Origin of the sequence: Filomicrobium sp., assembly GCF_025698805.1 — a bacterium.
Lineage (GTDB): Bacteria > Pseudomonadota > Alphaproteobacteria > Rhizobiales > Hyphomicrobiaceae > Filomicrobium > Filomicrobium insigne.
Genome location: NZ_JAILWT010000007.1, coordinates 175648 through 196682 on the forward strand (window position 1 = coordinate 175648; position 21035 = coordinate 196682).

Here is a 21035-nt window from a genome sequence, read left to right on the forward strand (position 1 = left end):
GCAAAAAGAATAAACCTGGGGTGAGAAGCGCGTTAAGCTGGTTCGTCGCGGCCTTCAATTTTGGCCCCCACGACCCACCCAATCGCAAAGCCGATCAGCAACGCGATGAAGTTGCCCCCCATAAAGAGGGCATCGTGTGCGTTGGATACCTGATCCGGGCTCTCGAAGGCAAATTTACCGACAACCCAGGAAGCAATGGGGGAGCTAATTGTCATGGTTGCCGCAAATGCCGCGGCGCCACCGAAAATAATCGCCAACAGATACCGCATTACAGCCTCCCCTGCATTGTTTTGGCAGAACGGATATCCATCATTGCCGCACCGCTACTTCACTTCCCAGAACCAGATTTGACCTGCATCTGCGTAATTCGAGTAGTAACCGAGCCAGGAAAACCATTCCATCAGCCATTTAGCGCTCGAACGATAGCCGTTCCAAACGTCGATATGGTCGCCGGTCGGACGGCCAGGTGCATCCGACGAGCGGTGCCAATAATCCTGGATGAAGATAACGCCAGTACGCCCAAAAAGCGTCGGATAAAACTGCGCAGCATCGGCTCCGACGATCTTCTGGACGGGTGCAAAACCCGGCAGATTCGCGGAATTGATAGCGTGGGCAAGCTGACTGGCGTTGATATAGTGCATCTCTTCGCGCGGGTGCGCATTGCAAGTCGTCACACGTCCAAGTTGGTCCGGTGTAACACCGGCACGCTTCAACGCAACGCTCATGCGGATCGCACATTGATTTGCGTAAACCGGAAAACCCGGAAGAATTGTCTTGCCCTCAAGATTGACGAGCTGCTTATCGGCAATACAGGGCGCCGTAATGCTCTCGTTAAACGGATGCCCGCGCCACAGATTTTTGAACTCGACCGTCAACGCACCACTCCGTTCTCAATCCAAGCTGCCGATAATCTGCACCATGTCACAAAGGACAAAAACGCGCCTGCAGCATGGCAATATTGCAAGCTTTCCGTGAACGTCCAAAGACGAACGCAAAAGCCAATCTGAAAAGCGGCCCCTCAAAACACCCGGATCGGACTATACTGCCCCTTTCGTTCCGACGAAAGCATCTGATCGGCAACGCTTTTCCCACCAGCCAGGGAGTCTCGGAATGGCTCGAACAGGAACGAAGTCTGCGATCGTCTGCCTCACGCTTTTTGTTGGAGCCGCCAACGCCACAGCGGACATGGACATCGTATCCAAAGCTCGGATGGCAGCCGTCGAAGGCGACCACGTAACCTGCGCAAAGCTGGCGGATGAAGCCCGAAAACGCCCCGGCGCCGATGGACGAATTCACCATCTCTACGCCACGTGTCAGGCGTTCGCTGCCGATATCAAACGCTCAAAGCTCTCAAAAGAGGAATACGTTGCGGAAATTCAAAAAGCTATCGATGCATATCAGCTTCTGCTGCACACCCCCGGCCTTCTTCCCCACATCGAAGAGCGCGCATCCGTAGAATTTGTGATTGAGCAATTGCAGAAGCGGATCAACGCGCCGTAGTTAGGAAGCCTCAAGCACTGCCGCCACGTTTCTTCCGAAGACCTTCCCAATAGGAGAGCCGCTTACGCAGATCACGCTCAAACCCACGCTCGGGCGGATCATAAAATTTCGGCCGTTGCCCCATCTCATCGGGAAAGTAATTCTGTCCGGAAAAGCCATCAGGTGCATCGTGGTCGTACTCATAACCTGAGCCGTAACCTTCGTCCTCCATTAGCTTCGTAGGAGCATTGAGGATGACCTTTGGCGGACTGAGCGAACCATGCGCCTTAGCCGCCCGCATCGCCGCCTTGTAGGCCACGTAGGCACCATTGGACTTCGGTGCAGTCGCCAAATAAATCGTCGCCTGCGCCAATGCGAGTTCACCTTCCGGAGAACCAAGAAAATCAAAGGTGTCCTTCGCTGCGATAGCTTGAACCACCGCCTGGGGATCGGCCAATCCAATGTCTTCAACGGCCATACGCACAAGCCGGCGGGCGATGAACAACCGATCCTCGCCGCCATCCAACATCCGGCATAGCCAATAAAGCGCGGCATCAGGGTCGGAGCCGCGAACGGACTTATGCAAAGCCGATATCAGGTTGTAATGACCATCCCGCCCCTTGTCGTAGAGCGGCGCGCGACGCTGCACGAGACGAACGAGCCCCTCGCGATCAACATCTTCTTGCCCCTCGGCGACAGAAGCAAAAACCTCCTCGGCCAGATTGATGATGCTTCGCCCGTCACCATCAGCCATAGCGCGCAGAGCTTCCCGACCCGACTCCGCAAGCGGCAGACGCCGCCCGACCTCAGCCTCCGCCCGCTGTAAAAGCGCCTCCAAAGCCTCATCAGAAAGCCGTTCGAACACCAAAACAACCGCACGTGACAGGACAGCGGCATTCAGTTCGAAGGAAGGGTTTTCCGTCGTGGCACCAACAAGCGTGATTGTCCCATCCTCCATATGTGGGAGGAAAGAGTCCTGCTGTGCCCGGTTGAAACGGTGGATCTCGTCGATGAACAGCAACGTCCCTTGACCGGCTGCCCGCCGCGCCTTCGCGCGATCGAAAGCCTTGCGCAGGTCCTGCACGCCGGAAAAAATCGCTGAAAGCTGCTCGAACTCAAGCTTCGTTTCATTGGCCAGCAAGCGCGCAACCGTAGTCTTCCCACAGCCGGGCGGTCCCCACAGGATCATGCTGGATATACGCCCAGAGCGCAGCATGCGCGTCAGCGTCCCGTCCGGTCCGACGAGTTGATCCTGTCCGATAACTTCATCGAGTTTCTTGGGCCGCAACCGATCGGCAAGCGGACGCGGCGCTCCACTCTCTAGCCCCGCCGCTTCAAAAAGGTTCGTCACGATCCGTTACCCCGGCACCCGAAGCTCAAGTTGTCGTCCGCCACGCTTGATCGACATCTGCCACTCGACGGGTCGCTGCGCCAAAGCTGCATCCAGATCCTTCAGATTATGCACGGGCGTGCCCCCCACATCGAGGATCACATCACCCCGCCGGAACCCCAACCTTGCGGAAATTGACATACGTGCAATCCCAACAACCACCACCCCATCGGCATCGTCGAGATGCAGCTCATCTCCAATCGCTGGACCGATATTCGCGACCCGAGCCCCATCCAACGGATGCTCGCCGGAAAGATTGCGGAAATCACTCGCCTTCGGCTCCGGGATAGAGACCAGATCGACCGAGACGGTCTTAGGCTCGCCCTTTCGCATGACCGTCAAGGTGACCGAGTTGCCCACGCCTTTCGTCGTCAGGCGGTAATTGACGCTTCGGGCATCCCCGACCTGAAAACCATCAACGCTGGTGATGACATCACCAGGTTCCAAACCCGCTTGGGCAGCCGGGCCATCGTTATAGATACGCATCACGACCGCACCCGAAATACGGCTCAGATCAAGGGCCGACGCAATCTCACGAGACATATCTTCAAGACGCGCACCGATCCATGGACGTTCGATTTTGCGGCCCTTTACAGCGCTATCGACGTAAAGCCGCACAAGGTTTGAAGGGATAGCAAACCCAATCCCATCAGACCCGCCAGACCGCGTAAAGATCGCGGTGTTGATGCCAACCAAACGGCCGGACATATCGACAAGAGCGCCGCCTGAGTTCCCTGGATTAATAGCGGCATCCGTCTGAATGAAGACGGCATCAGAAGCCATCTGCGATCGAGACAAGGCAGACACGATACCGCTGGTCACGGTCTGCCCGATACCAAAGGGGTTTCCGATTGCCAGAACGAGATCACCGACCTCCACCGCATCGGAATCCTCAAACTGCATGTAAGGAAAATCAGTCTCATCGCTTTCGATCTTCAAGACGGTGATATCGGTCTTGTCGTCCTGCATTAGAACCCGCGCATCAAATTCGCGCTGATCGCTCAATGCGACGCGGATTTCTGTCTCACCGCGCGCTTTGACAACATGTGTATTCGTTACGATTACGCCATCCGGACTTACGATGACGCCGGAGCCCAACGAAGACTGCATCCGTTCGCGTGAAGGTCCTGCGTCATCGCCAAAAAACCTCCGGAACAATGGATGCCCCGCGAACGGCGATGAAAACGACCGAACACGCGTCGAAACATAGACGTTGACCACGGCAGGCGTCGCTGTCTTCACGATTGGCGCGTAGGAATACTTCACGGCTTCCCGAGACGGTGGAACCACGCGCTCCTGCGGCTCGGACTGCACCACGGAACGATTCTGAGCCCCAAGCGGTGTAGAACCTGGCCGCCAATCAAAAGCGCCGGCAACCGCCAGAAGCCCTCCAAGGAGGGCTACGCTCACAAATAGGATTGCAAATCGTCTCATAGCGTTTTGCCTGTCGGTCTCGCGATCATCCGTTAAAAGACACAAACCATCATCGCTGTTTGCACCATAGATAGGCTACCAAGTCATCCACCGGAAGCATCGCGGCATTCTGCCCGGTAGCGTCAGTTTCCAATCGCTAAACACAAACGCCCCGAGCTGTGAGCTCGGGGCGTTCGCAATATCGAGGCTGGAAGGAATCTGCGGCACTCTCGACGGTGTCGCCCCACCAGTTTTAAGCGTTCGCTTCGGCCTGCTCTTCGAGCATTGCCTCGTGGCGTTCGCGATCTTCGCGGCCTTTGACCGACTCATCGCGATCGACGAGTTCAATCACGGCCCGCGGCGCGCTGTCCCCGTAACGGAACCCAGCCTTAAGAACGCGCGTATAGCCACCATTACGGTCCTTGTAACGGTCTGCCAGGACATCGAACAGCTTCTTGACCATATCGTCGTCACGCAGACGCGACGCGGCGATGCGGCGCGAGTTTAAATCACCGCGCTTAGCGAGCGTGATGTACTTGTCCATCACCCGCTTCAGGTCTTTAGCCTTCGGCAGCGTCGTGATGATCTGCTCGTGCTTGATGAGAGCTGCGGCCATGTTGGAGAACATTGCCTGACGATGACCGCTATCGCGCGAAAAACGGCGGCCAAGCTTCTTGTGTCGCATCGTGTATTTTCCCTTACGTTGGTTGCGTCGAGAACGGGTTGATCCCGTCGTGACTTGGGAGGTTCTGCGGCCTCGCCTTGTTGGAGTATTTGTCGGTGGGTGACCCGCGTCAGCGACACGGATCACCCCCCACAAAGCAGTGACTTAGTATTGATCCTCGAAGCGCTTTGCCAGCTCGTCGATGTTATCCGGCGGCCAGTTCGGCACTTCCATACCGAGATGCAGGCCCATGGAGGCCAGCACTTCTTTGATCTCGTTGAGCGACTTGCGGCCGAAGTTCGGCGTGCGCAGCATTTCCGCTTCAGTCTTCTGAATGAGATCGCCGATGTAGACGATGTTGTCGTTCTTCAAGCAGTTGGCAGAACGCACGCTGAGCTCCAGCTCGTCCACCTTCTTGAGAAGCGCCGCATTGAACGACAGCTCCGGATGACGCTGCTCTTCCTGTGGCTTCTTCGGCTCTTCGAAGTTGATGAAGACAGCCAACTGATCCTGCAGGATGCGCGCGGCAAGTGCGACCGCATCTTCTGGAGAAATCGAGCCATCGGTCTCAACCGTCATCGTCAACTTATCGTAGTCGAGGATCTGGCCTTCGCGGGTATGCTCGACTTTGTAAGAGACCTTCTTCACCGGGCTGTAGAGGCTGTCGACCGGGATCAGACCGATCGGCGCGTCTTCCGGCCGATTGCGCTCAGCCGCGACGTAGCCCTTGCCGATGTCAGCCGTTAGCTCCATGCGCACCGAAGCGCCTTGGTCAAGGTGGCAGATAATATGTTCGGGGTTGAGGATCTCGACCTCAGAGCTGACCTCGATATCACCAGCGCGTGCCGGGCCTGGGCCGTCCTTCTTCAAAACCATCCGCTTTGGACCCTCAGAGTGGACCTTCAGCGAGATTTCCTTGATGTTCAGAATGATATTCGTCACGTCCTCACGAACGCCGGGGATCGACGAGAACTCGTGCAGCACGCCGTCGATCTGCACAGTCCGGATGGCTGCACCCTGCAGCGAGGACAACAGCACGCGCCGTAGCGCGTTGCCCAGCGTCATCCCGAAGCCGCGCTCCAAAGGTTCGGCAACGATCGTCGCAACACGCGTGCGATCACGTCCGGCGACAACATCGAGCTTTGCGGGCTTGATTAAGTTTTGCCAATTCTTCTGCAACAATTGGGTGGTCACGATCAGCCTCGTTCGGTTAGTTCGGAAGATCGCCTGGCGACGGGCAGCTTCCGGTATCAAAATCATTTATCCGGCCGCGCACGCGACCCGCGAGCCGCGCCGCACCCAGATGAAAAAAGGCTGGCACGCTCCAAGGCGCGTTAAACGCGGCGACGCTTCCGCGGCCGGCAGCCGTTGTGCGGAATTGGTGTCACGTCACGGATCGCCGTGATCTGGAAACCAACCGACTGCAACGCACGCAGCGCCGATTCACGACCCGAACCCGGACCGCAAACTTCAACCTCAAGCGTCTTCATTCCATGATCCTGAGCCTTGCGGCCAGCATCTTCAGCAGCCATCTGGGCGGCAAACGGCGTAGATTTACGCGAGCCTTTGAAACCCATCATGCCCGAAGACGACCAGGAAATCGTGTTGCCCTGAGCGTCCGTGATGGTGATCATCGTATTGTTGAACGATGCGTTGACGTGTGCCACGCCCGACGAGATGTTCTTTTTCTCGCGGCGGCGCACTTTGCCGCGCTGCTGCTCTTTCGCCATTTGGTTTTAAGTCTCCGTTCCCGCGCGCGGCGGTCCTATGCGATGCGTAGTCTGAGGCACAAGAAGACACCGGATAAAGCATGGCCCAAAGGCCGCGTCCGGCATCTTAAAGCGCGTTACTTCTTCTTGCCTGCGATCGGCTTGGCCGGCCCCTTACGGGTGCGCGCGTTGGTGTGCGTCCGCTGGCCGTTCACGGGTAGACCGCGACGATGGCGCAGACCGCGATAGCAACCGAGATCCATCAGGCGCTTGATATTCATTGCGACTTCACGACGCAGATCACCTTCGACGATGAAGTCGCGGTCAATCGTCTCGCGGATCTGAAGTACTTCCGCGTCAGTCAGCTGATTCACCCGCCGTTCGGCCGGGATACCAACCTTCGTGCAGATGTCGCTCGCCATCTTCGGGCCGATACCGTGAATATACTGAAGTGCGATAAGCACACGTTTCTGCGTTGGGATATTCACGCCAGCGATACGTGCCACGTCTGTCTCCTAGAACCATCGATGAGCGGAAACCAAGCAAACCAGCCACCAAGGCTGGGCACGATCCCGCTGATTTTGTTATCAAAAAACGCAACCACCTGCCCTGCGGCACCCTCTCCGCCGGACAAGTTACGGCTCGTTGCGTCAGAAAATCGCGTTGTTGTAGCTGAGCATGCCCGGTTCGTCAATATTTGCCCTTGACAAGCCTGGACACCCGCAACGCTACCCCAACACCTCGTCGATCTGCCGAGTGACCTCTTCGATCGGCGCCATTCCATCCACACTGTGAAGCTTACCCTTCGCGAAATAGAAGCCGATAAGCGGCGCCGTCTCACGATAATAAGCCATTAACCGGTTGCGCACGGTTTCAGCGTTGTCGTCCGCACGGCGTGTGAATTCCGTACTTCCACAAACGTCACAAACGCCCTCAACCTTGGGCTTCTTGTTCCGATCATGATATCCAGCGCCGCACTTCGCACAGGTGTAACGCCCGGATACCCGGTCCACCAGCACCTCGTCGTCTACTTTGATCTCGATGACCACGTCGAGAGACTTGCCCTTCTGTGCGAGCAATTCTTCGAGCGCAGCCGCCTGCTTTAACGTACGCGGAAAGCCGTCAAGGATAAAACCGTCCTTGCAATCCGGCTGATCAATCCGCTCAGCAATAATGCCAATCACGATATCGTCGGATACGAGCTGCCCCGCGTCCATAACCGCCTTGGCTTTCTTGCCGATGTCAGTACCTGCCTTCACGGCCGCCCGCAGCATGTCACCCGTCGAAAGCTGAACAAGCCCACGCTTAGAGACTAACTCCTGCGCTTGGGTCCCTTTGCCCGCGCCCGGCGGTCCCAGCAGGATCAGATTCATCGCCGCCCCCCCCTGCGCGTTGTCGGCGACGCACCTTTGAGTTTCGCCTTTTTTATCAAGCCTTCGTATTGGTGCGCCAGCAGATGGCTCTGGATTTGCGCAACCGTGTCCATAGTCACGCTCACCGCAATCAGCAACGACGTACCACCAAGAACCGCAGCGAAGGTCTGCGGAACGGCCGCATACGAAATCATGATCTCAGGCAACAAACAAACGGCAGCGAGGTAAAGGGCACCAACAACCGTAATGCGTGTCAGAACGTAGTCGATATATTCCGCCGTCTTGGCGCCAGGCCGGATGCCGGGAATATAGCCACCGTACTTACGCAGGTTGTCGGCCGTTTCCTGCGGATTGAACACGACCGCAGTGTAGAAGAACGCGAAGAAAATAATGAGCGCGGCATAGATCAACGTATGCAGCGGTTGGCCGTAGCCCAACGCTGACACGATAACGCGCAGCCATTCAGAACCTTCGCCACCCTGACCCGTGGTGAACTGAGCCGCCGTGATCGGCAACAAAAGTAGCGACGAGGCAAAAATCGGCGGAATAACACCGGCAGAGTTTAATTTCAGCGGCAGGTGCGAGGAATTGCCCTGCATCATTTTGTTGCCCACTTGGCGCTTCGGATACTGGATCAAAAGCCGCCGCTGAGCACGCTCAACGAACACGATCGCCAGCACAACAAATGCCATCAACAACAACAGTACAAACAGCATGAAGAGCGAAAGCGAGCCAGTACGCGAAAGCTCAAAAAGCCCCGCCAGCGCCGACGGCATACCCGCGACGATGCCAGCGAAAATGATCAACGAAATACCGTTGCCGATCCCACGTTGCGTAACCTGTTCGCCGAGCCACATCAGGAACATTGTGCCGCCGACAAGCGTAATGACGGTCGTCACCCTGAAGAACCAACCTGGATCAGTCACAACTGACCCAGCAGCCGATGAGGTACCCTCAAGTCCCACAGCAATTCCGTAGGCCTGGAAGGTTGCCAAAATCAGCGTCAGATAACGCGTGTATTGGTTGATCTGCTTACGGCCCTGCTCGCCCTCTTTCTTCAGCGCTTCCAGCTTTGGGTTCACGCTGGTCATCAGCTGCATAATGATCGAGGCGGAGATGTACGGCATAATATTGAGCGCGAAAATCGCCATGCGCTCCACCGCACCACCCGCAAACGTATTGAACAGCCCCAGAATGCCGCCGGAGGCCTGATTGAACGTTTCGGCGAAAGCGACAGGGTTGATACCCGGAATAGGAATGAACGTTCCGAAGCGATAGACGATCAGCGCTCCCAACGTGAACCAGATGCGGTTCTTGAGATCTGTCGCCTTCGAAAAGGCCGAAAGGTTGATGTTGGAGGCAAGCTGCTCCGCAGCGGATACCATAGCTGATGTGTCTCCCGACCCGGGCGCAGCTCCCGATCCTGCGACGAATGCTTCGCCGTGCGAGACTGCACCGCTTTCATTGAGCGTTAGAGCGCGACTCTCCACGGCGACGACGCGGAGACCGGGTCCAAATGTCCCCGGCGAACGGCCCCAAAAGTAGTCGCCTCCTCAACGCAGCTCGCGCCCCGAAGGACGCGCGCTCTATGATCTGGCCATTCCCCAGCTCCATGACAACCTTTTCAAAGTCGCCATATAACGAACAGAGGTGGCATTCCCTCCTTCAGGCAGAGCGCGCTGCAATCAGCCCTTTGCCTTCTTCTTAGCTGCAGACTTTTCGGCCTTCTCGACGTCTGCAGCCAGGATTTTCTTTTCGATCAGCGTAATGCTACCACCAGCCTTCTCGACGGCAGCCTTGGCAGATGCTGTCGCGTGATCGACCGTCAGCTTTACAGCCGCAGTCAGTTCCCCACTGCCGAGCAGACGAACACCGTCTTTAGGACGACGCAGAACGCCGGCTGCAACCAACGCAGAGACGTCAATCGTCTGAGCTTTGTCGAGCTTGCCCGCATCAATAGCGGTCTGCAGCGCTCCGAGGCTCACCTCGTTGAAATCCTTACGGCGCCACTTGCTGAAGCCGCGCTTCGGCAAACGCCGGTAAAGCGGCATCTGACCGCCTTCAAAGCCACCGATCGCAACACCCGTACGGGAATGCTGACCCTTGTGGCCGCGTCCACCCATCTTGCCGACGCCGGAACCGATGCCGCGGCCGACGCGCACGCGCGTTTTACGCGCGCCAGGATTATCTTTGATCTCGTTAAGCCGCATGAGTCTACAAAGCCTCTTCGTCAATTCTTTCAGTGGGGCGCCTTAGGCCTTCTCGTCAACGATACGCACCAAGTGGCGTACGCTGTTGATCATGCCACGCACAGACGGCGTATCTTCAAGAGTTCTACGGCGGTGCAGCTTATTGAGGCCAAGCCCCTTGAGCGTCTTCGTCTGCACTTCGGGGCGGCGGATTGCACTGCGCACCTGTTCGACCGTGATCGTTTTCTTCTCAGCCATTTCGTTTCAACCTCAGCGGTCCAACCGGGACGACAGTATGCCCGTTGATTCAACCTAGTGGATGAACGGTAGCGCGAACCGCCAGGCCGCGCCTTCGCTCTAAATAACTTAGCCTTCTACCGCTGCTTCCGAAGCGGACGAACCGTCGCGGCGGCGGGCCACGATATCCGAAACCTTGAGGCCACGACGTGCGGCCACGGTCCGGGGATTTTCCTGATGCTTCAGGGCATCGAAGGTTGCACGAATAACGTTGTAAGGGTTCGTTGAACCCAACGACTTCGCAACAACGTCCTGCACGCCAAGCATTTCGAACACAGCGCGCATTGCACCACCGGCGATGATACCCGTGCCCGGAGGCGCCGAGCGTAGCACAACCTTACCGGAGCCGTGACGGCCTTGGCTGTCGTGGTGCAACGTGCGTGCATCACGCAGCGGGATGCGGACCAACGAGCGCTTCGCCGATTCCGTAGCCTTACGGATGGCTTCAGGCACTTCGCGAGCCTTGCCGTGGCCATAGCCAACGCGACCTTTCACGTCGCCGACAACAACCAGCGCTGCAAAACCGAAACGCTTACCGCCTTTGACAACCTTGGCCACACGGTTGATGTGAACCAGCTTGTCTGAAAATTCGCTGTCGCGCTCTTCGCGATCGCGGTCCCGGCCGCGGCGGCCTTCAGGAGAACGTGCCACAGTCGTGGTCCTTTCGTTTTAGAAGCTCAGGCCGCCATCACGCGCGGCGTCCGCGAGCGCCTTGACGCGCCCATGAAACAGATACCCACCACGGTCGAAGACAACCTCTTTGACACCAGCAGCAACGGCGCGCTCGGCGACGAGCTTGCCGACAGCCGCTGCTGCGTCCTTGTCTGCACCGGTCTTGATGTTCCCTCGGAGCGCATCGTCCAGCGTCGAAGCCGCGGCAAGCGTACGCCCAGCCGCATCGTCGATAATCTGTGCGTAGATGTTCTTCGACGACCGAAAGACCGACAATCGCGGACGACCGGAGGTACGCGCCTTCAGGGTGCGGCGTACACGCGTCCGACGCTTTTCGAATTTCTTGCTCAGCGACGCCATCGTTCCTGTCCTTATTTCTTCTTACCTTCCTTGCGGAAGATGTATTCGCCCCGATAACGCACACCCTTACCTTGATAAGGCTCCGGCGGACGATAGCGACGGATCTCGGCAGCCACCTGCCCGACGAGCTGCTTGTCAATGCCGCTGACCGTCACGATTTCCTGCTTGGCACCTGCCACCGCGACCTGCACGCCGGCTGGGATCTTGTGCACCACTTCGTGGCTGAAGCCGACGTTGAGTTGCAGATCCTTGCCCTTCATGGCTGCACGGTAGCCGACGCCCTGGATTTCCAGAACTTTCTCGTAGCCTTCCGTAACACCCGTCATGAGGCTGGCAATCCGCGTACGCGACATGCCCCACATAGAGCGAGCGCGTTTGCTATTGTCCTTCGGCGTAACGACGAAGCCGGCATCAGTCTTCTCGACCGTAACCTCGTCAGGAACGGTGAACGCCAATTCGCCCTTAGAGCCTTTGACCTTGACCGTCCGCCCGTCGAGCGCTGCGGTCACGCCAGACGGCACAGGAACAGGCTTCTTTCCGATGCGAGACATGGGTTTGACCTTTTCACCCCGGCAACCACCGGGTCTTTCCAATTAGAATACGTTGCAGAGAATTTCGCCGCCGACGTTCTCTTCACGAGCCCGCACGTCCGACATCACACCCTTGGGAGTGGACAGGATCGAGACACCGAGCCCGTTCGCCACCGTCGGGATATCCCTGACTTGTGAGTACACACGACGGCCTGGCTTAGAAACGCGCTTAATAGTGCGAATCGCCGGCTGGCCATTGAAGTACTTCAATTCGATTTCAAATTCGGGCGTTACACCCTTCTGTTCCACCCGCGTATAACCGCGGATAAATCCTTCCGACGCCAATACGTCGAGCACCCAGCCGCGCAGGTTAGAAGCCGGCGTAGAAACAGTCGGGCGCCGCCGCATCTGAGCGTTACGAATACGGGTCAGCATATCGCCTAGCGGATCGTTCATAGACATCCTGTTTCGGCCCTCCTTACCAGCTCGACTTGACCATGCCGGGGATCTGACCCTGGCTCGCCAATTCACGCAGCTGATTACGGCACATCTTGAGCTTGCGGTAATAGGCCCGCGGACGCCCGGTAATCTCACAACGATTCCGAATACGCGTTGGCGACGCATTCCGAGGCAGTTCTGCCAGTTTGAGACGTGCTGCAAACCGCTCTTCAGCGCCAAGCGTCATGTCTTTCGCGGAAGCCTTCAAGCGCTTACGCTTTTCTGCGTACTGCGCAGCCAGCTTGCGGCGCTTTTCGTTGTGCTGGATCTTGCCGGTCTTTGCCATTCATATCCTCCAAAGGCCTTTCGGGGTGCGCCCGAGGTCCTCTAGCTACGGAAAGGGAAATTGAATTCACGCAGAAGCTCGCGAGCTTCCTCGTCGTTCTTCGCGGAAGTACATACGATCACGTCCATGCCCCAGATCTGATCGACCTTATCGTAGTCGATTTCCGGAAACACGATGTGCTCTTTGAGACCGCAGGCATAGTTGCCACGGCCATCGAAGCTCTTCGGATTGAGACCTCTGAAGTCCTTGATCCGCGGCATTGCGATCGTCACAAACCGATCGAGGAACTCGTACATCCGATCGCCACGGAGCGTGACTTTCGTACCGAGAGCCATACCTTCGCGGACCTTAAACGTCGCGATCGACTTGCGAGCGATCGTGGTCACAGGCTTTTGACCAGCGATCATCGCCAAATCGGAAGAGGCGTTTTCCACCTTCTTACGATCAGCAACGGCTTCGCCGATGCCCATGTTCAACACAATCTTCTCGAGCTTCGGAATCATCATCGGGTTCGCGTAGCCAAACTTCTCCTTCAGCTTCGCGCGCACCACTTCTTCATAATGCTTCTTCAGCCGCGGCTTGTAATCAGCCGGGCGCGGGCTAGCCGGCGCCATATTGGCTGCCGGAGCGGCTTTTGCAGCCTTTCGGCCCTTCTTGGCTTTGTCGTTATCGGCCATGACTTACTTCTTCTCCGGAATTACTTCGCCAGAGCGCTTAGCGATACGCACTTTCGTGCCGTCCTCAAGCACCTTGGTTCCAACCCGCGTCGGCTTCCCGTCACGCGGATCTTCCAAAGCGAGATTCGACAGGTGGATCGCCGCTTCCTTGGAGATGATGCCGCCCTCCTCCTGCGCCGTCTGACGCTGGTGACGGCGCACCATGTTCACTCCGCGCACAAGCGCACGATCTTCATTCGGCCGAACCTCGATCACTTCGCCATGCTTGCCCTTATCGCGGCCAGCAAGCACGATCACGTGGTCACCCTTTTTGATCTTGGCCAACGCCATTTCAAATCACCTCCGGCGCGAGCGACACAATCTTCATGTGATTTTTCGCTCTTAATTCACGCGTAACCGGTCCGAAAATACGGGTACCAACAGGCTCACCCTGCTGATTGATCAACACTGCGGCGTTGCGATCAAAACGGATCAAGGAACCGTCGGCGCGACGAACACCCTTAGCGGTGCGCACAACAACAGCCTTCATCACCTGGCCCTTCTTGACGCGACCTTTGGGGATCGCCTCCTTTACGGACACAACGATGATATCGCCGACCGTTGCGTATTTCCGCTTCGAGCCGCCAAGCACCTTGATGCACTGCACCCGGCGCGCGCCCGAATTGTCGGCGACGTCGAGATTCGTCTCCATCTGGATCATCGCACTTGCTCCTTATCCACCCCGCCCGCTCGCGGCCTTAGAAAATCTTCAATGGCGCGGCGCGGCGCGCACTTCCTTCAATCGCTTCCGGGACCCGCGTCAAATGGCGAGCCCCTTCGCCTAACCTTGCTGTACGAGCACCGACCATCTCTTGTTTTTCGAGATCGGTGCTGTCTCTACGATCTGCACGCGATCTCCAATCTTGAATTGATTGGCCTCGTCATGCGCATGGTATTTCTTCGTCCGGCGAACCGTCTTCTTGAACAGCGGGTGCGTATAGCGGCGCTCGACCTCAACAACCACGGTCTTGTCGTTCTTGTCCGACACCACGACGCCGTGCAGGATTCGCTTAGGCATTTCTTATCTCCTCAGGCGTCTTTACCAGCGCCGGCCGCACGCTTCTCGGTCGCGATCGTCATGACACGCGCGATGTCGCGACGCACTTCCTTAAAGCGCGACGTATTCTCGAGCTGTCCCGAAGCCCTCTGAAAGCGCAGGTTGAACTGCTCCTTCTTGAGCTTGACCAATTGGTCGTCGAGCTGATCGAGCGACATATCCCTGAACTCGGCGGCTTTCATCGTTTCGTCCTCAAGTAATCTCTTTCGTCCCGGCGGGCTTAGCCAATCCGCGACACGACACGCGTCTTAATCGGCAGCTTCTGGGCTCCAAGCTCGAGTGCCTCTCGGGCGATATCGTCCGGCACACCATCAAGCTCGAACATGATCCGACCCGGCTTCACGCGAGCCGCCCAATATTCCAGAGAACCCTTACCCGAACCCATTCGGACTTCGGCAGGTTTTGACGTCACCGGCAGATCTGGAAACACACGGATCCAAACGCGGCCAGCACGCTTCATGTGACGCGTAATTGCCCGTCGTGCGGCCTCAATCTGGCGTGCCGTGATCCGCTCCGGCTCCATCGCCTTCAAGCCGTGCGAGCCGAAGTTCAACGTCGTGCCACCTTTGGCAACGCCGTGAATACGTCCCTTGAACTGCTTGCGGTACTTCGTGCGCTTAGGTTGCAGCATGACCAGTCCTCAAAATATCCCGTTCTTAAGCGTCTGCGCCGCGATCACCGCGCTCACGACGCTGACGGCCGCCACCGCCACCTTCCTGCATATCGACCGCGCGACGCTCAGCAGCCATCGGATCGTGCTCAATGATTTCGCCCTTGAACACCCAAACCTTGATACCGATGATGCCATAAGCGGTCTGCGCTTCGCCGTATCCGAAATCGATGTCGGCGCGCAGCGTGTGCAGCGGCACGCGCCCCTCGCGATACCATTCGGTACGTGCGATTTCCGCGCCACCCAGGCGGCCGGCGACGTTGATACGGATACCGAGACCGCCCATCCGCAGCGCAGACTGCACCGCCCGCTTCATCGCACGGCGGAACGCCACACGGCGCTCTAGCTGCTGCGCAATGTTCTCAGCAATCAACGTCGCATCGATCTCAGGCTTGCGCACTTCGAGGACGTTGAGATGGACCTCACTGGTGGTCAGGCGCGAAAGCTCACCACGCAGCTTGTCGATGTCAGACCCCTTCTTGCCGATTAGCACACCCGGACGCGCCGTATGCACTGTAACGCGGCACTTCTTGTGTGGGCGTTCGATCACGACCTTAGAGATACCAGCCTGGCGCTGCTGCTTCATGATGTGCTCGCGGATAGCCATATCCTCGTGCAGCAACCTTCCATACTCAGCGCCGCCGGCAAACCAACGGCTGTCCCAGGTGCGATTAATGCCGACGCGCAGGCCGATCGGATTGACCTTCTGACCCATTATTCGGCCTCCTTGGCCTGTACGGCGTCCGCAGCCTTGGACCGCTTACGCCCCTTGGACTTCTTTTCTTCGTCTTCAGCCACTTCGCGCACCACCACGGTGATCTGCGAAAACGGCTTATGCACCATCGATGCGCGACCACGACCGCGGGCATGGAAGCGCTTCATGACAAGGTTCTTGCCAACGTAGGCTTCCGCCACCACGAGCTGATCGATGCTCAGCTGATGGTTGTTTTCAGCGTTAGCAACCGCGCTCATAACGCACTTGCGTACGTCCTGAGCGATGCGCTTGCGAGAGAACTCGAGGTCAGCCAACGCGGCGTCGACCTTCTTGCCACGGATAAGTCCCGCGACGAGGTTAAGCTTCTGCGGCGAAACTCTTAAGTTGCGCGCAACCGCCTTCGCCTCATTCTCTGGCAGGCTGCGCTCTCGGCTAGGCTTACCCATTATCGTCTCGCCTTCTTGTCTCCGCCGTGCCCCGGGAAGTTACGCGTGGGCGCGAACTCGCCGAACTTGTGACCGATCATGTCCTCGGTCACGTTCACGGGAATATGCTTCTGCCCGTTGTAGACGCCGAAGGTCAGGCCGACGAACTGCGGCAGGATCGTCGAACGACGGGTCCAGATCTTGATGATCTCATTGCGCCCCGAGGAGCGCACCTTATCGGCCTTCTTCAGAAGGTATCCGTCAATAAACGGACCTTTCCAGACTGAGCGTGCCACCGCGTCTATCTCCTTCGTGCGCCGCTGCGGCGCTTACTTCTTCTTCAGGTGACGGCTGCGGACAATGAATTTGTCCGTTGCCTTGTTCTTACGCGTCTTCGCACCCTTCGTAGGCTTGCCCCAAGGCGTAGCCCAGTGCTTGCCGCCGTTCGTACGACCACCGTTTGGGTGATCGATCGGGTTCATGGTGATACCGCGAACCGTTGGGCGCGTGCCCTTCCAGCGCGTGCGGCCCGCTTTACCGTCTACAGTGTTAGCGTGATCCGAGTTCGAAACCGCACCAACGCTCGCCATGCAGTCAGCATGAACGCGGCGTGTTTCGCCCGAGTTGAGCTTTAAGATAGCCCAACCGGAGTCGCGACCGACCAACTGAACGAAAGCGCCAGCCGAACGAGCGATCTGACCGCCATGGCCAGGCTTCAGTTCGACGTTGTGCACGATCGTCCCAATCGGCATGCCCGACAATGGCATCGCATTGCCCGGCTTAACGTCAGCCGTCTCAGCCGCCACAACCGTGTCGCCAGCATTCAGACGCTGCGGCGCCAGGATGTAGCTCAGTTCACCGTCCTCATACTTGATGAGCGCGATAAACGCCGTGCGGTTCGGATCGTACTCCAGCCGCTCGACAACGGCCGGCACGTTGAATTTGCGCCGCTTGAAGTCAATCTTGCGGTAGGTCTGCTTGTGACCGCCGCCGATGTGACGGGTCGTAATACGCCCGTGCGTGTTACGACCGCCGGTCTTCTTCTTGCCCTCGGTCAGCATCTTGACCGGAGCACCCTTCCAAAGGTTGCTGCGGCTTACGATAACGAGCTGACGCAAACCGGGCGAAGTCGGTCGGAATGTCTTAAGTGCCATAGGTCCCGATCTCCTTAAAGCCCGGTCGTCACGTCGATGGACTGGCCGTCCTCAAGCGTAACGATGGCCTTCTTGGTATCGCTGAGAACTCCTGTCCGGCCGCGAAAGACTTTCTTTTTGCCTTTGCGCACGAACGTGTTCACAGCTTTCACTTTTACGCCGAAGAGCGTTTCAACGGCAGCTTTGATGTCAGGCTTGTTCGCGGTCTTAGCGACGTTGAAGACAACCTGATTGGCTTCCGAAAGGAGCGTCGCCTTCTCGGTGATGACCGGCGACAGAATGATGTCGTAGGCCTTGAGCTTCATCATTGGCTCGTCTCCCCGGACGCCTTGCCATTGAATCGCTCTTCCAGAGCTTCAACGGCGGCCTTGGTCAGGACTAGTTTCTTGCGCCGCAAGATGTCGTAAACGTTGATCCCCTGCACCGGCAGTACGTCGATGTTGGGAATGTTACGTGCAGCACGCGCAAACGCGGCATCGACCACAGCGCCGTCGATGATGAGCGCATTTGCCCAGTCCAACTTCGCCAACTGCGCCTTGAGCACGCCCGTCTTGCCGTCGCTTTGAGCCTTGTCGAGAACTATGATCTCGCCAGCCTTCGCTTTAGCAGACAGCGCATGACGCAGCGCCAGCGCGCGAACCTTCTTCGGCAACGCAATCGCATGACTACGTGGCTTCGGTCCGAACGCCTTACCACCGCCGCGCCACTGCGGGACGGCCTTATCACCGTGACGGGCACCACCGGTACCCTTCTGGCGGTACACCTTCTTGCCCGTAACGTTCACTTCCGAACGATCCTGAGCATGATGCGTGCCAGCCATACGCTTCAGCAACTGATAGCGGACCATGCGCTGCAACAGATCCTGACGCGGCTCGAGGCCGTAGATCTGTTCTGCGAGTTCGACGGTACCGGCGCTGGCCGCGTCGAGAGTCGTCACATCGGCTTTCATCACTGATGCTCCTTCCCAGCTGCGGCTTCACCATTGTCGCGCGCCTTGAACGCGCCAGGCTTCGGCGCATCCTTTGGCAGCTGCTTCTTCACGGCATCACGGATCAAAACCCAGCCACCCTTGTGACCCGGAACCGCGCCGCGGACCATTACAAGGCCGCGATCGATATCAGTGCGCACGACAACCAAGTTTTGCGTCGTCACACGCTCGGACCCGAGGTGCCCGGCCATCTTCTTGCCCTTGAACACCTTACCAGGATCCTGGCGTTGACCGGTCGAACCATGGCTACGATGCGTGATCGAGACGCCGTGCGAAGCCCGGAGGCCGCCGAAGTTCCAGCGCTTCATCGCGCCCTGGAAACCCTTACCGATTGAGGTGCCCGTAATGTCGACGAACTGCCCTGGAACGAAGTGATCAGCGGTGATTTCCGCGCCGACTTCGATGAGGTTGTCAGGAGACACACGAAACTCAGCCATCTTGCGCTTAGGCTCAACCTTAGCGACAGCGAAATTGCCCCGTTCGGCTTTCGTCACGCGCGATGGTTTGCGCGTACCAGCTCCCAGTTGAAGAGCCGTGTATCCATTCTTGTCGTCAGTACGGTGCGCGAGCACTTGGCAGTTTTCGAGCCGCAACACCGTGACAGGGATATGCTCCCCGTTGTCGGTGAAGATGCGGGTCATTCCCACCTTCTGTGCGATCACTCCGGAACGCATGTCAGCATTCCTTCCCTAATTGCTTAACGGTCTTACAAGAGGATTTGTATTGCCCCTGCAGAGGACCACCTCGAACTTCGCGAAAGTCGTCTTACAACTTGATCTCGACGTCGACGCCGGCGGCCAAGTCGAGCTTCATGAGAGCGTCCACCGTCTGTGGCGTCGGATCTACGATATCCAGCAGACGCTTATGCGTACGCATCTCGAACTGCTCCCGGCTCTTCTTATCGATGTGCGGAGACCGGTTCACTGTGAAGCGCTCAATCCGCGTGGGTAACGGGATGGGCCCGCGCACCTCAGCGCCTGTGCGTTTCGCGGTGTTCACGATCTCTCGCGTCGAAGCATCCAATATTCGATGATCGAACGCTTTGAGCCGGATGCGAATATTCTGGCCGTTCATGTTTCTTGCCTATCCACCGATGGCCGGATTTGCCCTTGCCGACAGCGAGAAATCCACTGTCTTGGCTATTGAGACTGGCTTCCGGACGCGATGTCCCTCTCTTCACTAAATCCAAAAACACCCGGCCCACTGGCCCCATTTTGGCGGCCTGTTAAGGGGCCACCAAAACGGATGCGATCATTATTCGACGATCGCGGCAACAACACCCGCGCCGACCGTACGGCCGCCTTCACGGATCGCGAAGCGAAGCTTCTCTTCCATCGCGATCGGAGTGATCAGCTCAACGTCCATCGACACGTTGTCGCCAGGCATAACCATTTCCGTGCCTTCTGGAAGCGTGACGACACCCGTCACGTCCGTCGTACGGAAGTAAAACTGAGGACGATAGTTCGTGAAGAACGGCGTGTGACGGCCGCCTTCTTCCTTCGTCAGGATGTATGCCTCAGCCTTGAACTTCTTGTGTGGCTTGATCGAGCCCGGCTTGCAAAGAACCTGCCCGCGCTCAACGTCCTCACGACCGATACCACGAAGAAGAGCGCCAACGTTGTCGCCAGCCTCGCCCTGATCCAGAAGCTTCCGGAACATTTCAACGCCCGTGACAGTCGTCTTCGTCGTATCACGGATGCCGACGATCTCGACTTCCTCACCGACCTTAACAATGCCACGCTCAATACGGCCCGTAACAACCGTACCGCGGCCAGAAATCGAGAATACGTCTTCGATCGGCATCAGGAACGGCTGATCCTTCGGACGGTCCGGCGTCGGGATGTATTCATCAACCGTCTGCATCAGAGCCAGGATCGCGTCGTGGCCGAGCTTCGCATCACCGTCTTCCAGAGCAACCAGAGCCGAGCCCTTCGTGATCGGGATGTCGTCGCCAGGGAACTCGTAAGACGACAGAAGCTCGCGCACTTCCATCTCAACGAGCTCAAGAAGCTCTTCATCGTCGACCATGTCGCACTTGTTCAGGAACACGACAAGGGCAGGAACGCCGACCTGACGGGCCAGAAGAATGTGCTCGCGCGTCTGTGGCATCGGGCCGTCAGCAGCCGAAACGACCAGAATCGCGCCGTCCATCTGCGCCGCACCCGTGATCATGTTCTTCACGTAGTCCGCGTGACCTGGGCAATCAACGTGCGCGTAGTGACGGTTCGCCGTCTCATACTCAACGTGCGACGTCGAAATCGTGATGCCCCGAGCCTTCTCTTCCGGTGCACGGTCAATCTGGTCGTAAGCTGAAAACGTTGCCCCACCCGTCTCAGCCAATACCTTCGTGATCGCTGCCGTCAGAGACGTCTTTCCGTGGTCAACGTGACCGATCGTGCCGATGTTTACGTGCGGCTTCGTCCGCTCGAATTTCGCCTTGGCCATTGCTC

Annotated in this window: 32 protein-coding genes and 1 pseudogene; 1 reads left to right on the top strand and 32 read right to left on the bottom strand. The window is 57.7% G+C overall.

Going from position 1 to position 21035, the window contains the following annotated elements:
* Positions 1-32: 32 nt before the first annotated feature.
* Both K5845_RS17300 and K5845_RS17305 read right to left on the bottom strand, forming a co-directional pair.
* Positions 33-269: a hypothetical protein gene (locus tag K5845_RS17300; RefSeq protein ID WP_046476242.1), complete on the bottom strand. Its 237-nt coding sequence runs from the start codon at positions 267-269 to the stop codon at positions 33-35.
* Positions 270-323: 54 nt separating this feature from the next.
* Positions 324-875 (bottom strand): T6SS effector amidase Tae4 family protein, encoded by a 552-nt coding sequence (locus K5845_RS17305; protein ID WP_052743620.1) that lies wholly within the window; start codon positions 873-875, stop codon positions 324-326.
* Between the two features lie 235 nt (positions 876-1110).
* On the opposite strand from K5845_RS17305, the gene K5845_RS17310 reads away from it, so the two are divergent.
* Positions 1111-1500: a hypothetical protein gene (locus K5845_RS17310; RefSeq protein ID WP_287959596.1), complete on the top strand. Its 390-nt coding sequence runs from the start codon at positions 1111-1113 to the stop codon at positions 1498-1500.
* 10 nt (positions 1501-1510) lie between these two features.
* Here K5845_RS17310 and K5845_RS17315 read toward each other — a convergent pair whose 3' ends face one another.
* The 30 genes and pseudogenes from K5845_RS17315 to tuf form a co-directional block, all read right to left on the bottom strand.
* A complete protein-coding gene (locus K5845_RS17315; RefSeq protein WP_090230775.1) occupies positions 1511-2830 on the bottom strand; it encodes a replication-associated recombination protein A in 1320 nt (439 codons plus the stop codon).
* 6 nt (positions 2831-2836) lie between these two features.
* The gene (locus K5845_RS17320; protein WP_052743619.1) at positions 2837-4303 is read right to left on the bottom strand and encodes a Do family serine endopeptidase; all 1467 of its coding nucleotides are present in this window, start codon (positions 4301-4303) and stop codon (positions 2837-2839) included.
* A gap of 232 nt (positions 4304-4535) precedes the next feature.
* The gene (gene rplQ, locus K5845_RS17325; protein ID WP_046476228.1) at positions 4536-4967 is read right to left on the bottom strand and encodes a 50S ribosomal protein L17; all 432 of its coding nucleotides are present in this window, start codon (positions 4965-4967) and stop codon (positions 4536-4538) included.
* 144 nt (positions 4968-5111) lie between these two features.
* A complete protein-coding gene (locus K5845_RS17330) occupies positions 5112-6128 on the bottom strand; it encodes a DNA-directed RNA polymerase subunit alpha (RefSeq protein ID WP_046479824.1) in 1017 nt (338 codons plus the stop codon).
* A gap of 152 nt (positions 6129-6280) precedes the next feature.
* Positions 6281-6676 carry a 30S ribosomal protein S11 gene (rpsK, locus tag K5845_RS17335; RefSeq protein WP_046476223.1) on the bottom strand — a complete coding sequence of 132 codons (396 nt, stop codon included), beginning with the start codon at positions 6674-6676 and terminating at the stop codon, positions 6281-6283.
* 116 nt (positions 6677-6792) lie between these two features.
* Entirely contained in the window at positions 6793-7161 is a 369-nt protein-coding gene (rpsM, locus tag K5845_RS17340; RefSeq protein WP_046476218.1) for a 30S ribosomal protein S13, read from the bottom strand.
* A gap of 222 nt (positions 7162-7383) precedes the next feature.
* Positions 7384-8028, bottom strand: a complete 645-nt coding sequence (locus K5845_RS17345; RefSeq protein ID WP_046476215.1) for an adenylate kinase — start codon at positions 8026-8028, stop codon at positions 7384-7386.
* On the bottom strand, positions 8025-9413 hold the full coding sequence (gene secY / locus K5845_RS17350; protein ID WP_046476211.1) for a preprotein translocase subunit SecY: 1389 nt from the start codon (positions 9411-9413) through the stop codon (positions 8025-8027). The genes K5845_RS17345 and secY overlap by 4 nt, the downstream gene beginning before the upstream one ends.
* A gap of 300 nt (positions 9414-9713) precedes the next feature.
* Complete coding sequence (gene rplO / locus K5845_RS17355) at positions 9714-10238, bottom strand: 50S ribosomal protein L15 (RefSeq protein WP_046476207.1); 525 nt, start codon at positions 10236-10238, stop codon at positions 9714-9716.
* Between the two features lie 42 nt (positions 10239-10280).
* The gene (rpmD, locus tag K5845_RS17360; protein ID WP_046476204.1) at positions 10281-10475 is read right to left on the bottom strand and encodes a 50S ribosomal protein L30; all 195 of its coding nucleotides are present in this window, start codon (positions 10473-10475) and stop codon (positions 10281-10283) included.
* A gap of 108 nt (positions 10476-10583) precedes the next feature.
* Entirely contained in the window at positions 10584-11165 is a 582-nt protein-coding gene (gene rpsE, locus K5845_RS17365; RefSeq protein WP_046476200.1) for a 30S ribosomal protein S5, read from the bottom strand.
* 18 nt (positions 11166-11183) lie between these two features.
* Positions 11184-11546, bottom strand: a complete 363-nt coding sequence (gene rplR / locus K5845_RS17370) for a 50S ribosomal protein L18 (RefSeq protein ID WP_046476196.1) — start codon at positions 11544-11546, stop codon at positions 11184-11186.
* A gap of 11 nt (positions 11547-11557) precedes the next feature.
* Positions 11558-12097, bottom strand: a complete 540-nt coding sequence (gene rplF, locus K5845_RS17375; protein WP_046476193.1) for a 50S ribosomal protein L6 — start codon at positions 12095-12097, stop codon at positions 11558-11560.
* A gap of 42 nt (positions 12098-12139) precedes the next feature.
* Positions 12140-12538 (bottom strand): 30S ribosomal protein S8, encoded by a 399-nt coding sequence (gene rpsH, locus K5845_RS17380; protein ID WP_046476189.1) that lies wholly within the window; start codon positions 12536-12538, stop codon positions 12140-12142.
* Between the two features lie 16 nt (positions 12539-12554).
* Positions 12555-12860 (bottom strand): 30S ribosomal protein S14, encoded by a 306-nt coding sequence (gene rpsN / locus K5845_RS17385; protein ID WP_046476186.1) that lies wholly within the window; start codon positions 12858-12860, stop codon positions 12555-12557.
* A gap of 41 nt (positions 12861-12901) precedes the next feature.
* Complete coding sequence (gene rplE / locus K5845_RS17390; RefSeq protein ID WP_046479823.1) at positions 12902-13474, bottom strand: 50S ribosomal protein L5; 573 nt, start codon at positions 13472-13474, stop codon at positions 12902-12904.
* Positions 13475-13540: 66 nt separating this feature from the next.
* Positions 13541-13867: a 50S ribosomal protein L24 gene (gene rplX / locus K5845_RS17395; RefSeq protein ID WP_046476182.1), complete on the bottom strand. Its 327-nt coding sequence runs from the start codon at positions 13865-13867 to the stop codon at positions 13541-13543.
* A gap of 1 nt (position 13868) precedes the next feature.
* Positions 13869-14237 (bottom strand): 50S ribosomal protein L14, encoded by a 369-nt coding sequence (gene rplN, locus K5845_RS17400; protein ID WP_046476177.1) that lies wholly within the window; start codon positions 14235-14237, stop codon positions 13869-13871.
* Between the two features lie 120 nt (positions 14238-14357).
* Positions 14358-14594 (bottom strand): 30S ribosomal protein S17, encoded by a 237-nt coding sequence (rpsQ, locus tag K5845_RS17405; RefSeq protein ID WP_046476174.1) that lies wholly within the window; start codon positions 14592-14594, stop codon positions 14358-14360.
* Positions 14595-14605: 11 nt separating this feature from the next.
* Positions 14606-14815 carry a 50S ribosomal protein L29 gene (rpmC, locus tag K5845_RS17410; protein WP_046476170.1) on the bottom strand — a complete coding sequence of 70 codons (210 nt, stop codon included), beginning with the start codon at positions 14813-14815 and terminating at the stop codon, positions 14606-14608.
* 38 nt (positions 14816-14853) lie between these two features.
* Positions 14854-15264 (bottom strand): 50S ribosomal protein L16, encoded by a 411-nt coding sequence (rplP, locus tag K5845_RS17415; RefSeq protein ID WP_046476165.1) that lies wholly within the window; start codon positions 15262-15264, stop codon positions 14854-14856.
* A 25-nt stretch (positions 15265-15289) separates the two neighbouring features.
* Complete coding sequence (rpsC, locus tag K5845_RS17420; protein ID WP_046476158.1) at positions 15290-16018, bottom strand: 30S ribosomal protein S3; 729 nt, start codon at positions 16016-16018, stop codon at positions 15290-15292.
* An 80-nt stretch (positions 16019-16098) separates the two neighbouring features.
* Positions 16099-16464, bottom strand: a pseudogene (gene rplV, locus K5845_RS17425) (50S ribosomal protein L22); the annotation flags it as partial.
* Positions 16464-16739, bottom strand: a complete 276-nt coding sequence (rpsS, locus tag K5845_RS17430) for a 30S ribosomal protein S19 (RefSeq protein ID WP_046476146.1) — start codon at positions 16737-16739, stop codon at positions 16464-16466. The gene rpsS and the pseudogene rplV, both read right to left, overlap by 1 nt.
* 33 nt (positions 16740-16772) lie before the next feature.
* Positions 16773-17597 carry a 50S ribosomal protein L2 gene (gene rplB / locus K5845_RS17435; protein ID WP_046476141.1) on the bottom strand — a complete coding sequence of 275 codons (825 nt, stop codon included), beginning with the start codon at positions 17595-17597 and terminating at the stop codon, positions 16773-16775.
* A 14-nt stretch (positions 17598-17611) separates the two neighbouring features.
* The gene (locus tag K5845_RS17440) at positions 17612-17905 is read right to left on the bottom strand and encodes a 50S ribosomal protein L23 (protein WP_046476138.1); all 294 of its coding nucleotides are present in this window, start codon (positions 17903-17905) and stop codon (positions 17612-17614) included.
* Positions 17902-18546: a 50S ribosomal protein L4 gene (rplD, locus tag K5845_RS17445; RefSeq protein ID WP_046476135.1), complete on the bottom strand. Its 645-nt coding sequence runs from the start codon at positions 18544-18546 to the stop codon at positions 17902-17904. The genes K5845_RS17440 and rplD overlap by 4 nt, the downstream gene beginning before the upstream one ends.
* Positions 18546-19259: a 50S ribosomal protein L3 gene (rplC, locus tag K5845_RS17450; RefSeq protein WP_046476132.1), complete on the bottom strand. Its 714-nt coding sequence runs from the start codon at positions 19257-19259 to the stop codon at positions 18546-18548. Before rplC ends, rplD begins: the two co-directional genes overlap by 1 nt.
* A gap of 91 nt (positions 19260-19350) precedes the next feature.
* Entirely contained in the window at positions 19351-19659 is a 309-nt protein-coding gene (rpsJ, locus tag K5845_RS17455) for a 30S ribosomal protein S10 (RefSeq protein WP_046476129.1), read from the bottom strand.
* Between the two features lie 180 nt (positions 19660-19839).
* Positions 19840-21030: an elongation factor Tu gene (gene tuf, locus K5845_RS17460; RefSeq protein ID WP_046476126.1), complete on the bottom strand. Its 1191-nt coding sequence runs from the start codon at positions 21028-21030 to the stop codon at positions 19840-19842.
* Between the last annotated feature and the right edge of the window lie 5 nt (positions 21031-21035).